At 42.1% G+C, this 14,372-nt stretch carries 14 protein-coding genes and 2 rRNA genes; 8 read left to right on the forward strand and 8 right to left on the reverse strand.

The genetic code is table 11. The features are described 5' to 3' along the window. From F955_RS03240 to F955_RS03250, 3 genes are all read left to right on the forward strand, one after another. Positions 1 to 1,364: ribosomal RNA gene (locus F955_RS03240) — 23S ribosomal RNA — on the forward strand; the annotation flags it as partial. Positions 1,365 to 1,566: 202 nt separating this feature from the next. Then, positions 1,567 to 1,681, forward strand: a 5S ribosomal RNA gene (gene rrf / locus F955_RS03245). Positions 1,682 to 1,832: 151 nt separating this feature from the next. Next, entirely contained in the window at positions 1,833 to 3,449 is a 1,617-nt protein-coding gene (locus tag F955_RS03250; protein ID WP_004891334.1) for a Na/Pi cotransporter family protein, read from the forward strand. Here the strand turns inward: F955_RS03250 and F955_RS03255 are convergent. Beyond that, positions 3,412 to 4,794 carry a dihydrolipoyl dehydrogenase gene (locus tag F955_RS03255; protein ID WP_004891337.1) on the reverse strand — a complete coding sequence of 461 codons (1,383 nt, stop codon included), beginning with the start codon at positions 4,792 to 4,794 and terminating at the stop codon, positions 3,412 to 3,414. The two genes, F955_RS03250 and F955_RS03255, sit on opposite strands and share 38 nt — an antisense overlap. Before the next feature lie 154 nt (positions 4,795 to 4,948). Here F955_RS03255 and F955_RS03260 point away from each other — a divergent pair, with 154 nt between their 5' ends. Beyond that, positions 4,949 to 6,952: an Ig-like domain-containing protein gene (locus F955_RS03260; protein WP_004891339.1), complete on the forward strand. Its 2,004-nt coding sequence runs from the start codon at positions 4,949 to 4,951 to the stop codon at positions 6,950 to 6,952. Positions 6,953 to 7,117: 165 nt separating this feature from the next. Here F955_RS03260 and F955_RS03265 read toward each other — a convergent pair whose 3' ends face one another. Both F955_RS03265 and F955_RS03270 read right to left on the reverse strand, forming a co-directional pair. Continuing rightward, on the reverse strand, positions 7,118 to 7,540 hold the full coding sequence (locus F955_RS03265; protein WP_008304907.1) for a protein tyrosine phosphatase family protein: 423 nt from the start codon (positions 7,538 to 7,540) through the stop codon (positions 7,118 to 7,120). Beyond that, complete coding sequence (locus F955_RS03270) at positions 7,533 to 7,868, reverse strand: protein tyrosine phosphatase family protein (RefSeq protein ID WP_004816001.1); 336 nt, start codon at positions 7,866 to 7,868, stop codon at positions 7,533 to 7,535. The genes F955_RS03265 and F955_RS03270 overlap by 8 nt, the downstream gene beginning before the upstream one ends. Positions 7,869 to 7,992: 124 nt before the next feature. Between F955_RS03270 and F955_RS03275 the strand changes: the two genes are divergently transcribed. The 3 genes from F955_RS03275 (at position 7,993) to F955_RS03285 (ending at position 9,758) form a co-directional block, all read left to right on the forward strand. After that, the gene (locus F955_RS03275; protein WP_004816002.1) at positions 7,993 to 8,889 is read left to right on the forward strand and encodes an alpha/beta hydrolase; all 897 of its coding nucleotides are present in this window, start codon (positions 7,993 to 7,995) and stop codon (positions 8,887 to 8,889) included. Then, the gene (gene trxC / locus F955_RS03280) at positions 8,890 to 9,321 is read left to right on the forward strand and encodes a thioredoxin TrxC (protein WP_004816003.1); all 432 of its coding nucleotides are present in this window, start codon (positions 8,890 to 8,892) and stop codon (positions 9,319 to 9,321) included. It abuts the gene before it with no gap. 74 nt (positions 9,322 to 9,395) lie between these two features. Beyond that, entirely contained in the window at positions 9,396 to 9,758 is a 363-nt protein-coding gene (locus F955_RS03285) for an acyl-CoA thioesterase (protein WP_221415591.1), read from the forward strand. Positions 9,759 to 9,975: 217 nt separating this feature from the next. Here the strand turns inward: F955_RS03285 and F955_RS03290 are convergent, their stop codons facing one another. Then, positions 9,976 to 10,488: a DUF4442 domain-containing protein gene (locus tag F955_RS03290; protein ID WP_004816005.1), complete on the reverse strand. Its 513-nt coding sequence runs from the start codon at positions 10,486 to 10,488 to the stop codon at positions 9,976 to 9,978. A gap of 27 nt (positions 10,489 to 10,515) precedes the next feature. Further along, positions 10,516 to 11,004, reverse strand: a complete 489-nt coding sequence (locus tag F955_RS03295) for a YajQ family cyclic di-GMP-binding protein (RefSeq protein WP_004816006.1) — start codon at positions 11,002 to 11,004, stop codon at positions 10,516 to 10,518. A 91-nt stretch (positions 11,005 to 11,095) separates the two neighbouring features. Between F955_RS03295 and F955_RS03300 the strand changes: the two genes are divergently transcribed. Continuing rightward, entirely contained in the window at positions 11,096 to 11,410 is a 315-nt protein-coding gene (locus tag F955_RS03300; RefSeq protein WP_004816007.1) for a rhodanese-like domain-containing protein, read from the forward strand. A 182-nt stretch (positions 11,411 to 11,592) separates the two neighbouring features. Here the strand turns inward: F955_RS03300 and mnmC are convergent, their stop codons facing one another. From mnmC to F955_RS03315, 3 genes are read right to left on the reverse strand one after another with little or no spacing between them, the layout of a single operon-like run. Then, positions 11,593 to 13,491, reverse strand: coding sequence for a bifunctional tRNA (5-methylaminomethyl-2-thiouridine)(34)-methyltransferase MnmC2/FAD-dependent 5-carboxymethylaminomethyl-2-thiouridine(34) oxidoreductase MnmC1 (gene mnmC, locus F955_RS03305; RefSeq protein ID WP_004891345.1), 1,899 nt, complete (start codon positions 13,489 to 13,491; stop codon positions 11,593 to 11,595). 39 nt (positions 13,492 to 13,530) lie between these two features. After that, entirely contained in the window at positions 13,531 to 14,055 is a 525-nt protein-coding gene (locus F955_RS03310) for an SH3 domain-containing protein (RefSeq protein ID WP_004891346.1), read from the reverse strand. A gap of 5 nt (positions 14,056 to 14,060) precedes the next feature. Then, a complete protein-coding gene (locus F955_RS03315; RefSeq protein WP_004816011.1) occupies positions 14,061 to 14,363 on the reverse strand; it encodes a YciI family protein in 303 nt (100 codons plus the stop codon). Positions 14,364 to 14,372: the final 9 nt, after the last annotated feature.

The following is a 14,372-nucleotide window of genomic DNA, read 5'->3' on the forward strand; positions in this document are numbered from 1 at the left end:
CAGTGAAGTGGCTGATACCATACTTCCAGGAAAAGTCTCTAAGCTTCAGTTAAACAGGAATCGTACCCGAAACCGACACAGGTGGTCAGGTCGAGTAGACCAAAGCGCTTGAGAGAACTCTGCTGAAGGAACTAGGCAAAATGGTACCGTAACTTCGGGAGAAGGTACGCTGCCGGCGGTGATAGGACTTGCTCCTTGAGCTGTTGGCAGCCTCAGAAACCAGGCCCCTGCAACTGTTTATTAAAAACATAGCACTCTGCAAACACGAAAGTGGACGTATAGGGTGTGATGCCTGCCCGGTGCTGGAAGGTTAATTGATGTGGTTAGCGCAAGCGAAGCTATTGATCGAAGCCCCAGTAAACGGCGGCCGTAACTATAACGGTCCTAAGGTAGCGAAATTCCTTGTCGGGTAAGTTCCGACCTGCACGAATGGCATAATGATGGGGGCGCTGTCTCCAGCAGAGGCTCAGTGAAATCGAAATCGCCGTGAAGATGCGGTGTACCCGCGGCTAGACGGAAAGACCCCGTGAACCTTTACTGCAGCTTGACATTGAACTTTGATCTTACTTGTGTAGGATAGGTGGGAGGCTTTGAAGTCGCGACGCTAGTTGCCATGGAGCCGTCCTTGAAATACCACCCTGGTAATATTGAGGTTCTAACTCTGTCCCGTTATCCGGGACGAGGACCATGTCTGGTGGGTAGTTTGACTGGGGCGGTCTCCTCCTAAAGAGTAACGGAGGAGTACGAAGGTGCGCTCAGCGTGGTCGGAAATCACGCGTAGAGTATAAAGGCAAAAGCGCGCTTAACTGCGAGACCCACAAGTCGAGCAGGTACGAAAGTAGGTCTTAGTGATCCGGTGGTTCTGTATGGAAGGGCCATCGCTCAACGGATAAAAGGTACTCTGGGGATAACAGGCTGATACCGCCCAAGAGTTCATATCGACGGCGGTGTTTGGCACCTCGATGTCGGCTCATCTCATCCTGGGGCTGAAGCAGGTCCCAAGGGTATGGCTGTTCGCCATTTAAAGAGGTACGCGAGCTGGGTTTAGAACGTCGTGAGACAGTTCGGTCCCTATCTACCGTGGGCGCTGGAAATTTGAGAGGATCTGCTCCTAGTACGAGAGGACCAGAGTGGACGAACCTCTGGTGTACCGGTTGTGACGCCAGTCGCATCGCCGGGTAGCTATGTTCGGAAGGGATAACCGCTGAAAGCATCTAAGCGGGAAGCCTACCTCAAGATAAGATTTCCCTGTGACTTTATGTCACCTAAAGAGCCGTTGAAGACTACGACGTTGATAGGTTGGATGTGGAAGTGTAGCGATACATGAAGCTGACCAATACTAATTGCTCGTGAGGCTTGACTATACAACACCCAAACAGTTGTTGTGTAACGCTCAATTGATTTCATATTGATCTAACGATCAGACGAAGCCTTGATTTAGTTAAGCTAATCGAACAAACTACTGCAACTCAGATACATCTGTTAATGCATTCTATTTGAAGAAAGCTAGGCAAACGAAGCGCAAGCAACGTAGATAAGACCATAGCGAGTAATCATACCAGTTGTGCTGGCGACCATAGCAAGAGTGAACCACCTGATCCCTTCCCGAACTCAGAAGTGAAACCTCTTAGCGCTGATGGTAGTGTGGGGTTACCCATGTGAGAGTAAGTCATCGCCAGCTCATTATTCTAAACACCCCCTGTCAAATGGCAGGGGGTGTTTTTTTATGCGTGGGAAAAATAGGTGGGTTTAAAGTATTTGATAGGCTTGGTTTAGTTTCAGCTATCGTATATAAATTATTAAAACTTAAAAAATTATAAAAAGGGATAAGTGTGTTTGATGTATTTGCACAACTTTGTGGTGGAATAGGTTTATTCCTGCTCGGCATGACCTTGATGACCGACGGCCTGAAGGATATTGCAGGTGAATCTCTGAGACAATGGTTAGGTAGATTTACGGGTTCTCCTTTAAAAGCGATGAGCTCAGGTATTATCTTTACCTTGATTGTGCAGTCTTCAACAGCGACAACACTTGCTACTATTGGTTTTGTAAGTGCAGGAATACTAACTTTTGCTCAATCTGTTGGCGTGATTATTGGTGCAAATATTGGAACCACCAGTACTGGCTGGATGGTAGCACTGCTTGGTGTCAAATTCTCGATTGGAAAATTCGCTTTACCCTTAATTGCAGCGGGTGCATTACTCAAGATCTTAGCTCAGGGTCGGCTGGCTTTGACTGGGCTGGTAATTGCGGGATTTGGTCTGATTTTCTTTGGAATTGAGTTATTGCAGGTGGCAATGTCTAGCCTGGCAAATCGTATAGATCTTTCTATATTTAGCACCCAAAACTTTTTCTCAAAATTATTATTAGTCTTGATTGGCTTGGTGATGACGGTCATTTTACAGTCATCTAGTGCCGCAATTACGACAACAATTACTGCATTGGCGAGCCAGATTATTCAGCTGGAACAGGCACTTTTGCTGGTTATTGGCCAAAATATTGGAACTGTGGCTACGGCAGTCTTGGCGGCAATTGGGGCGAATAGCAATGCACAAAGAACGGCTGCAGTTCATGTGATTTTTAATCTGAGCAGTGCAACTTTTGCCTTCCTGGTCTTAATTCCACTTTTTCTCTGGTTATCCCACCAAGGTCACTTGCTGGCTTCTTGGGATTCTGTAGTAATTGTTGCAGCTTTTCATACGGCATTTAGTTTATGTGGGGCTGTATTATTAATGCCTTTTATCGAACAGTTTAAGCATTTTCTGACTTGGCTCATTCCTACTGATGAGGACAGTTTAATTCAGTCTCTGGATGAGTCGAGTCTTTCAGTACCCGCAGTCGCAGTTGCGAATGCTGAACATGTCATTGATCAGACAGTATGGCAACAATATGGCTGGTTTATTGCAGCATTTAAAGATGGACAGCTGGTTGCAGCCAATCAACTCAAACAACAAGATGAACTCATTGCAAAGCTTAAACAATATTTGGCTCAAATTACCGTGTCTCAAAATACCGAAGAGCAAGCACATTTGTTGGCCTTACTCAGGAAAGTGGTCTATCTCAATGTATTCCGCAGTGATCTTGAACAATTATCCTATAGTTTGGATATCCGGACTCAGCCTGCTTTATATCAGGTTATATTGGATTTTATTGAAATTTTTGATAGTTATTGGAAGGAAGCTTCAGATTTAAAGGATTATGATAAAACTTGCATGTTACAAAATGAACTGATTCTGCTGGAACAATGGACGAAACAACATCATGCTGAACTTCGTGAAAAGATTAATCAGTATGCTTCTAGCAATCAATTGAGTGCTGCCAGAACCTTGGAATTACTCGCAGCACATCGCTGGCTGGATCGGTTTATTTCCCATAGCCAGCGCTTTGTAAATGTATTAAGTGAAAATGAACTCAATGCTGATCAGCTAACTGACGACGCGCATGCTTGAGTGCAGTACGTAAGCCCTCTTCTAGAGTCGGATGATAGAATGGTTTTTCTAGGATCTGATCAATTGTCACTCCTTCACCAATTAACCAGGCAAGAAGATGTGCTAGATGTTCTGCCTGTGCACAGAATAGTTCTGCACCCAAAAGTTTACGCGTAGACCTGTCTACATATATTTCAGCACCACCCATATTGGTAGCTTCCACCCGCGCTCGACCCTGTCTTTCATAAGAAATAAAACCTGTAACGAAATCAGTTTTTGCTTTTTGTAATTGCTGATAATTTTTTCCAATAATGGCCATTTCAGGCTGACTGAACACAATTGCCAAAGGGGTTAGTTTTGGAATTGCTTGTACATCTGGATAATTTAGGCAATTTTTAACGATTTTTTTACCTGCATATGCAGCTTCATGCTGAATTGGAGCATCAGGAGCTGCATCACCAATAATAAAAATTGGATAGTTAGCTAACTGTTTTGTAGAAAGATCAATTGGAAGATTTTTGATGTCTGTATATGAGGGATCGATTTTTTCCAGGTCGAGTTGATCAAGATTACTGCTTCTTCCAGTTGCAGTTAATACATAGTCAACCTCTAAATTTTCTGGTTGATCATTTTGCTTAAATTTTATCTGGACTTGATCACCTTGTCGGATCATTTCATCAGGAACAGTTTTAAATTTAATCTCAAGTTCTGAACTGAGTTGCTGTTGAGCAAGTTCCTGAAGCACCGGACTTGTAAGAGAACCGACTTTTTGACTACGGGCAAATACAGTGGTCTTAACTCCTAAGCGTTGCATGGCTTGAACAAGCTCAATGGCAATCACTCCGCTACCAATCACTGCCAGTGACTCAGGTAGGGTAGGAAGCTCAAACACCTCATCAGAGCTAAGAAGTCGCTCACCGAGTACTTCTTTTTGTTTTGAATCGATATTTGGTCGTGAGCCTACAGCCAAAATAAAACTTTTAGCTTGATAATATTGTCCATCTACTTCTATTGTTTGGACATCTACAAATTTGGCATGACCTGAAATTTTATGTTTTGGATTCCATTGATTGACTTCTTTAAGGGTGGCTTGAGTAAAGAAATCACGTAATTCACGAACACGTGACATGACATTGTTCGGGGTAACTTCACTATCAATATTTAAAGCTAAATCAGGTGCATGCTGAATCAGGTGCATACGATTGGCTGAAGCAATTAAAACTTTACTTGGCATACATCCGACGCGTGCACAGGTCGTATCCCAAGGGCCAGCATTAATGATCAGAATATTATCCGTATGTTTGATTGCTTCTTTATAGGCAGTGATACCTGCAGTGCCTGCACCGATAATGATGAGGTCGTACATTAATTGCTCTTATTGAAATCAATTTATGAATATAAGCTAGCATAAAAAACATTTAGCTTACCTTTATTTACATAAATGCTTAACTATGATTACATATCGCATAATGAATAAAGATTGATAACAAACTCTATAATAGAGGGTCTTGGGGATTTAAATGATTAGTAAACAATTAGGTATTAAATTATCTGCTCTTACTTTGGCACTAATGTTAGCAGGCTGCGGGGGCGGTGGAAGTGATGGTTACTATAATAATGATGGCTCTAGTTCTGGAAATATTACTACGAACCCTAGCACAGGTGAAGAAGTAAAATCTGTTAATATTAGTACTATACAATTGATTGATCGAAATGGTAACTTGACTCAGGCAATCGCTGCAGAAGGTGTGAGCGCTCAAGTCAAAGTAACTGATCAGTCGGGTAAAGGAATTAGTGGTGCATTAGTTACATTTACAGTGACTGGTGGTGTTGTTTTAGGTAGTTCCAATGGTGCTGTTTTAACAAATACAAATGGTGAAGCGAGTATCTCAGTTAAACCTGAAAACTTAAATACCAATGGTGCCTATCAAATTTCTGCAGTTGCAGATTTTGATGGTACCGAAGCATCAACACCAGCACTTAATTTCTCACTTCAAGCAACCAATATTATTTTAGTCGATTTAACGGCAGCTAGTACTCAATTAGAATCTGGTGGTTCAACAAATATCACGTTAAAAACGCAAGATGCAAATACAAAAGTCAATCAGAATAATGTCAATGTCGAATTCACTGCACCATGTGGTAAATTTGAACCTGCTACAGTTGTTTCATCAAATCAAGGAAATGTTACGACAACTTATAAAGCGATTGGTACAGATGGAAAGCTTTGTACAGGAACACAAAAAATTTTGGCAACAGGTTTAAATATCCCAGAAGTTGGAATTGATGTCAGTATTAAGGCACTTGAAGCTAATTCACTAGTATATACATCTAATAAAGTTAATTTGGGGATTAGAAAAAGTGGCTCAGCATCATCTGGTCAAATTGAATTTACTTTGTATGCAAATGGTGTACCTATAGCAGATCAAGATGTTTTGATTGAGAAAGTACAAGCACCAGAAGATTTATCGTTCGTATCATTTGGAAATCAAAATAACAAAACTATAAAAAGTGATTCAAATGGTAAAGTGATTGTGAATCTTTATCCAGGAGATAAACCTGGGCCTGTAGAGATAAGAGCAACTTTAGTTTCAGACAAAAATGTTTCGGCTGTATCTAAAAATGTATCTGTATCCATTGGTCGAGTAACTCAAGATGGATTAAGTTTATCAGTATCTAAAAATTCATTACAGAATGTAATTGATGGTGACACTGCAACTATTACAGCGAGAATGGTTGATCGTACACGGAACCCTGTTCCAGATGGTACAGTAATTAGCTTTGTTTCTGAGGGAGGGAAGGTTGAACCTAATTGTTCAACAGTCCAAGGAGTATGTTCTGTAACTCTAACAACACAAGAACCTCGTCCTTTAGATAATCGTGTGACTGTATTGGCTTATGTTGAGGGTGATAAAAGCTTTACAGATTTAGATGGCGATAATCTTTATACTAAAGGCGTAGATCGACTTCTTAGTAATATTGGTAGCTTTTTCCGTGACGATAACGAGGATAATCAATATAACAAAGATTATGGTATTGGTGAATTTCTTTATAATCGTGCGGTATTAGGAAACAAAGCGACCTGTGCTCCATCTACAATTAGACAGCCGAATATCGCAGACACATGTGACGATAATTTAGATACGGTCATCCGTCAGCAATTATTATTTGCATTTGCTGAAAATACACCAACCTTTACTAATGTAAAGGCAAGTGGAAGTTTATTGTCTTTTAATATGTATGGAAATAGCGCTCAAAGTGTGCCTATGCCAACAGGTACCACAATAAGTGTTACGCCTGAGGATAATACAAAAGCTAATAATTTATCTTGTACTGCAGAGTTAGCAACAGGAAGTTCACCTGTCGCAAATGTCTTTGATCTTTTGACACCAAGCACTTTCAAAAATAGTAATCAAAGTTATTATGGCTATCGTCTAAAAGAATGTGCGGTAGGAGATACGTTGAAAGTTTCTGTTTCTTCGCCAGATAGTAAAGTATCAACAATTTATGTAGATTATCAATAGAAATTATATTTGTATAAAAAACAGCGCCGAAGCGCTGTTTTTTTTTATGGGAACTAAAATTTAAAAAACTAAATTGATGTTCCCACACTCACACCCACAGTCGGTCGAACATTCATCGAACTACAACCAACAAAACTTAAACTTAAACAAATGATCAGTAAAACTTTATTCATGAATTAATCCTTGGTCCTTCGCCTTGTAATACAAGGCGGCAGAGCGTGTACCACTACGGCAAACCATTAAAATGGGTTTAGGTAAGTCATTATAGTATTTGGAAAACTCTTCAATGTTCTGTTGTGTAATTTTTCCGCTAATCACTGGCTGATAAATTACACTGGCATGATGGCGCTCTGCGATAGTGCGAAGCTGAATAACCGATACTTCATTACCTGTTTCCTGATCTGGACGATTGACAATGACAGACTTAAAACCCTGTTTCATTAATTCTTGAAACTTAATGCTATTCATTTGTCCAGCTACACTTACTGTAGGAGTTAATGGCCGGCTTAATTCTGCAGAAAAACTGAGTGTAGCAAAGCTTAGACCGAGTCCAAGCATTGCACATTTCCAGAAGCAGGGATTAGTCATCCAATAAATCCATTTGTTTTGCGATCTGGTACAGGTTATTAGAACGGTTACCAGTACGGCAGAACATCAATAAGGGTTTTGGTAGTTCATTATAGTGATTGGCAAAAGTACGGACATCGAGTTCAGTGATCTGACCTGCAACTACAGGTTGATGCACATAATCCAGACCTGCTGCACGAGCAGCCTCTTCAATTTGTGCACTGGTTGGCTGATCCGAACCACCTTCCATATCCGGGCGGTTATTGATAATGGATTTAAAGCCTTTCTCAACTACCTGTTCGATATGTTCTGGACCAATTTGACCTGCAAAGCCTACATTTTCACTCATGATGTCACTCCATCATTTCATTTATAAAGATATGCTTTATGATAGCATTAAGCTCAAAAATGAGCAGAAAGATCTGAAATTTTTATAAACGAATACAACCATAAAATAACGCAACGGAGCGCGTATGCATGTATATACAGTTGAACCACTGTATGTCAAAAGCGGTCAAGATGTCATTGCTGCCGATTTTTATCGTCCCAAGAATATACACAAACCAGCAGTCATTTTAATGGCACATGGTCTGGCTGCCTTACGTCATTTTGAACTGGTCAAATATGCCCAACGTTTTGCAGCAGCGGGTTATGCCGTCATTTTGTTTGATTATCGCTACTGGGGTGGAAGTACCGGACGACCACGAGAACTGGTTTCAATTAAAGCCCAGCTTGAAGACTGGCGAACCATGATTGCTCACGTTAAAGCACGTAAATCCGTAGATGCTAAACGTATTGTGCTCTGGGGAACGAGTTTGAGTGGCGGATATGTACTAACACTTGCCGCAGAATCCAAAGATGTACAGGCCATTATGGTCCAAGTCCCATTTGTGGATGGTGCTGAAAGTGCCAAATTGTATCCTTTACAGCAGCTGCCTAAAGCGCTGAAAATTTCCAGTCAAGATTATATGGGCTCTAAAGTCGGGATGACGCCACGAACTTTACCCGTTGTAGCCCAGAATGAACTCTGTTTCTTACCAACACCCGATAGCTACGAAGGTTATCTGTCAATTGTTCATCCAGACCATTACTGGAGTGGGGAAATACCAGCCCGGGTGTTCTTTAAACTGATCCGCTATCGACCGATTCAGGATGTGCGTAAAATTACAGTACCGGTTCTGTTTATCGCTGCGCAACAGGATAGCCTGATTCCGATTGAGTCCAGCCGTGAAACGGTAACCAATATCGCACCATTTGCCCAATATCATGAGTGGAATATGCGACATTTCGATATATATCATGGTGAATGGTTTGAAAAAGCAATTTCGACCCAATTAGAATTCTTACATCAATATATTGGAGTTCGTTAGATGATCATTGTATGTCCGTCATGTCAGGCCAAAAACCGTGTGCCTGAAGATAAACTCACCGAGAGTCCTGCATGTGGCCAGTGTCATCAGGGCCTGATTCCACTTGCACCGATTGAACTCAATGAACAGAATTTTAGCCAGTTCGTGACTGGCAGCGATTTACCGATTCTGATTGACCTATGGGCAGACTGGTGTGGCCCATGCAAGATGATGGCTCCGCATTTTGCAACAGTAGCACAGCAGTATCCAAATGTGGTATTTGCCAAAATTGATACTGAAGCGAATCCACGACTCAGCGCTGCATTTAATGTTCGTAGTATTCCAACACTGGTTTTGATGAATAAAACTGATGAAATTGCTAGAATAAGTGGTGCGCTCAGAGCACCTCAGCTGCAACAGTGGCTGGATCAGCATCTGAATGCCAAATCCTAATACCCAGGCCTGGAGTTAACGTGTCAGATTCTCATGTAAAACCAGAGGGAGTTCTTTCCCTACAGACGATTGCAATGCCAGCAGATACCAACTGGAGCGGTGACGTATTCGGTGGATGGATTGTTTCACAAATGGACTTGGCCGGTGCGATCCATGCAGAACGTTTTTCCAAAGGACGTTGTGCGACAATTTCGATTAATCAGATGACTTTTCTGGTACCGGTAAAAGTCGGTGATGTGATCAGCTGCTATACCAAGATTCTGAAGGTGGGGAATACTTCGATTCAAATGCAGATCGAAGTGTGGGACAGTCACGATGATTCCCGTCCGCCTGTTCGTGTCACAGAAGGCGTGTTTACCTTCGTAGCGGTGGATGTCAAAGGCAATAAGCGTCCGATTCCAGATGAAGCAAAACAGAAGTTCCTTGACGCTCAGTAAACGAATTGATGAATGCAAAAAACCAGACAATTTGTCTGGTTTTTTTATTTTTGAAAATTTAAATTCTTAGGCAATGATTTTTATTGCTTATCCTGATTTTAAAGCTAAAAAATCAAATAGTTTTTAAGCTGAGACAAGGAAAACAGTCATTATCTTGATAGATGATGAGGATACTTTTAAATAATCCCCAATTTATTTAGCGTATATTCTTAAAAAATTAAGATGCGGCTTTGGTTTTAAGCTGCGATTTAGCGATCCAGGCCCACAGCATTTCACACTGAATTGGTGCTTCACCAGATTCATCTGTTATGACAACCTGCACCAATGTTTCGCCTTTATCTGTACTTTGCATCAATTGCTGCTGTTCAGCAGTCAGAGTGGCTATAGCACGCATTGCCCCCTGGGTAGGACGTTTATAATCAATTTTGATACTTTTAATAAGGACGACTGCAGAATCAGGCACGTTCATTGCGGTGACAAATCCTGTGGCTGTTTCTGCAAGCAGTGCCATGGCACAGGCATGAACCTGACCAATATGGTTCTGCATAGCCTTATGATTGGCCATGCTGACCATGACCTGATCATGACTCACCTGTTCATAGCGAATTCGGGCAGAACCGACCATCGGCACCACACGTCCAAAGGTTTTACTCAGCAGTGCAGTACGAATGCCTTGTGGAAGTCGTGAACTTGCTTTTACCAGTTTGGAGAGTTGATTGCTTTTGGCCATGGTTCTATTATCCGAAAATAGACTGTCTTAGTCTTTAAAGTTGTTGAACTGTAAAGGCACACCAAATTGCTGTTCTTTGAGGAATGCCATAATTTGTTGCAAAGTATCGCGTTTTTTATCGGTCACACGAATCTTGTCGCCTTGGATAGAAGACTGCGCTTTAATGCCACTTTCTTTAATGGCTTTATTAATTTTTTTTGCGGTATCTGAGTCAAGACCGTCTTTCAGTTTAATCACCTGGATATAGTTTTTACCTGAAGGTGCACCTTTTTGCGGATCAAGCGCCTGAATATCTACTTTACGTTTAAAGAAGTGATTTTCTAACATGCTATAAACTTGTTCACACTGAAAATCACTTTCAGTCTTGATTTTGATTTCTTTATTTTTTTCGTTCAGCTCGATTGAAACGTCCTGACCACGGAAGTCAAAACGGGTCGCAATTTCTTTTTGCGTGTTTTGAACTGCATGGTTTACTTCAAAAATTTCTAATTCAGAAACAATATCGAAAGAAGGCATAGTTTAGACCTTTACAAATGGAAAGAATATCTGAGATGCTAGGGATGTTTTCTTCATTTGCCAAGTGTTGTTTACATCAAAGGAGTGCGCAATGATCCGTAAACAAGAAATTACAACATTTGAGTTCCCAGAAGGTGCTGTAATCTGGGATGTACGTGATTCTAATGCTTTTGCTGAAGCACATATTAAGGGTGCGGTAAACCAGCCCATTAACGATCTTTCAGCAGATAGCCTTACTCAAGTGTCCACGGATCAGCCGATTTATATCCTGTGTGGTGGAGGTAGTAAAGCCCCTCGTGCTGCTGAAAAACTAGAGGGTTTCGACAGCTCTCGTGAATATGTCATCCTGATGGGTGGTACACGTGCTGCCCGTGATGCAGGCTTGCCGCTGGAACAGGGTGCCTGATTAAGCTTTAAAAAAAGAAAAAAGCGCCGTCAGGCGCTTTTTTCTTGGCTATATTTCTTCAATGTTCCCCTTTGAAAAAGGTGAGCCATATATGGCGCAAGAGGGGGATTAAATTCTTCCTATAAATCCTTCCCTTGCGGAACAGTGTTCCTCACCCTTTAATAAAGGGAAGGGCTTTAACACTAAGGTTTAAAATAAGGCTTCTTGGTTTTGATTTTCTTTTCAAAGCGTTTGACATCCAGCTTCTTCACTAGATTTATGGATGCAGGACAAGCCTCTCCTAGAATCTGTGCAGCCAAAATTTCACTACACAATGGAGCAAATAGAAAACCTTTGGAACCTAAGCCAGCCAGACTATAGATTTCCTGATCTGATTTGAGTTTTCCAAGCAAGGGGAAATAATCTTTGCTTTGGGCACGAACCGAAGCACGACCTTGCCATTCACTGACATCAGCCAAACTCTGTGCATACTCTGGAAATACTGAATGGATCAGTTCAAGGTTATGGATATGGTCTTCTTCCAGTACCTCTGTATCATCACGATTCAGGCAGAATGAAGCACCGAGCAGCAAATGCTGTTCATCAAACTGGATGCAGTATCCGCCGTAGCTATAGGCAATATTCGGATTAAGTGGTTGATCGCTATTTTTGAGCCAACTGACCTGTCCACGAATGGGTTTAAGTTCAGGATGCTCTTCAAGCAGCTGTGGCGTATTTAATGCGGTACAGACGATGACATGATCAAACTGGCCGAGTGAGCTATCACCATCAAATAATTCTGGACATGAGTGTGGTTCAATTCGGCTAATTTGGGCCTGGATATAGCGAATATTGCTATGTTGCAGGATTTCATCACGCAACTGATGAGGCGATACAGCTCCCGCCTGTAACAACGACAATGCTGGATATTTCGCTGTTAAAGACTGCTGATTTTGATCTGGAACTTCTAGAATACCATCAGGATACTCATCAGCCAGAGCCAACAGGTTTTCTGGATTTTTCAATGCCAGCTGCTGAACCTGAATCGCGCGAAAGGCTTTAAACTGTGCATAATGATTTAGGGCGTGTTGCCAAGCCTGGGTCATTAAATGTTCAGCGCTTTGTGCAATCGGTGACAGTTTCGGATTGAGTAGCGCTAATGGATTACCAGAACCACCGGAAAGTGGTGCTGTTTGATCGAATAGGCTGACTTGATGACCACGTAGAGCAAAAGCCCAGGCTATACTTAAACCGGCAATACCAGCACCAATGACAGCGATCTGACGTGCCTGACATTTCAACTCTTTATTGAGCGAAGTTTTTTTTTGAGTATGATGTTCAGGAATTGCTGTTACTGGCTGTGCAAATTCAGGCAGATTCCAGATGGCTTTCAGCATTTCACGTTTATGACCAAAGCCACGTGGACGTGAAATCGAAATACCATGATTTCTAAGACCGCGTTTCAGTATACCTGCGACACTAAAAGAGGCAAAGGTGGTGCCATAATCCGAGAGTCGAATAATATTGTTCAGGACATTCTCTTCCCACATATCCGGATTGCAGGAAGGCGCAAAACCGTCCAGGAACCAGGCATGTACTGACACAGTTTTTTCAATGACTGGAAAGACATCTTGTGCATCACCTAGCCATAAATCCAGAGAAAAACGTTCTTCAGGAAAACTGAGGCGATGACAGCCAGCAATTGGGAGTGGATATTGGGAAATCAGCTGATCTGCAAGGGGTTTTAGTTCCGGCCAGGCATTTAAAGCACGAATCAGATCATCTTTTAATAGAGGAAATTTTTCCACTGAAATGGCATGCAGATGGCTCTGGTTATCTGGACGAACCTGTTGCCACAGTTGCCATAAGGCCAGAATATTGAGTCCTGTACCAAAGCCCGTTTCCCCTATGCAAAAATATTCAAAAGGTTTGAGATCCGTGAGCCGGGTACCGAGATCATTACCATTTAAAAACACATGGCGTGTTTCAAGCAGACCATTGTCCTTGGAAAAATAAACATCACCGAACTGTTTGGAAACTGGCACGTCAATGCCATCTACCAACTGCCAATCGAGATCGGCAGTTTGAATTGCATGAGACAAAACGGATACAACCTTGAATACGTCAGGAGAGGGAATAGCTTACCACTGACGACGGCGTTTGGTATAAACATAACTCGCGATCAGGAAGCCAAGTAGTACCCCAACTGCCAATGTCGCAGCACCGTAAAGAAACATTTGTGCACTACGTTCACTTTGTAGCACCTTCACCTGAACGCCGAGATTATCGTTTTTCAGCTGTAGTTCCTGATTCTGGGTCAATGCTTCAAGATTGGCTTTTTCCAGTTGTTGCAGACGTGTCGCCTGATCTTTGACCAAAGCCTTCACTTTGGCATCTTGCTGAGCTTTGTTCTGTGCAATATCTTCTGCAGTCAATGGCTTGGCAGCAGGATTTTGAACAAGAGGATTATTCGAAGCAGCCACTGGCATGATGCCAGGTTTATTGGCAGACAGTGTTTGCGGTGGCGTATTGGCTACCGCGGGTTGCACAGTTGCTGGTGTATTTTGCGCTGGGGCAGCAGATTCCGCTGCCAATGTTGCTTCAACTGCCCAAGCAGTTGTACAGGCAAAAGATAAACCGATTAAACTGGCAATTACAGCGTGCATGAACCTTATCCTTGTGGGAATGCTTTATTGAATGGTTTAACGTCAATATGCGCATAGACGCCTTCTTTTAAGAATGGCTCTTCCTGTAACCATTCCTCCAATGCTTCACGGCTGTCAAAGTCCACAATGATGGTGCTGCCATAAAAACCTGCTTGAGGATTACCTGGTTCTTTTGGCATCGCGCCGGCAACGATTAAACGACCTTCATCATTTAATTTTTGCAGACGTGCAAGATGTTGAGGACGAATCGCAAGGCGTTTTTCGACAGTACCTTCCTGATCGGTACAGCTGACAACAAATAATGGCATGGCAGTTCT

Source organism: Acinetobacter schindleri CIP 107287 (assembly GCF_000368625.1).
Classification (GTDB): Bacteria; Pseudomonadota; Gammaproteobacteria; order Pseudomonadales; family Moraxellaceae; genus Acinetobacter; species Acinetobacter schindleri.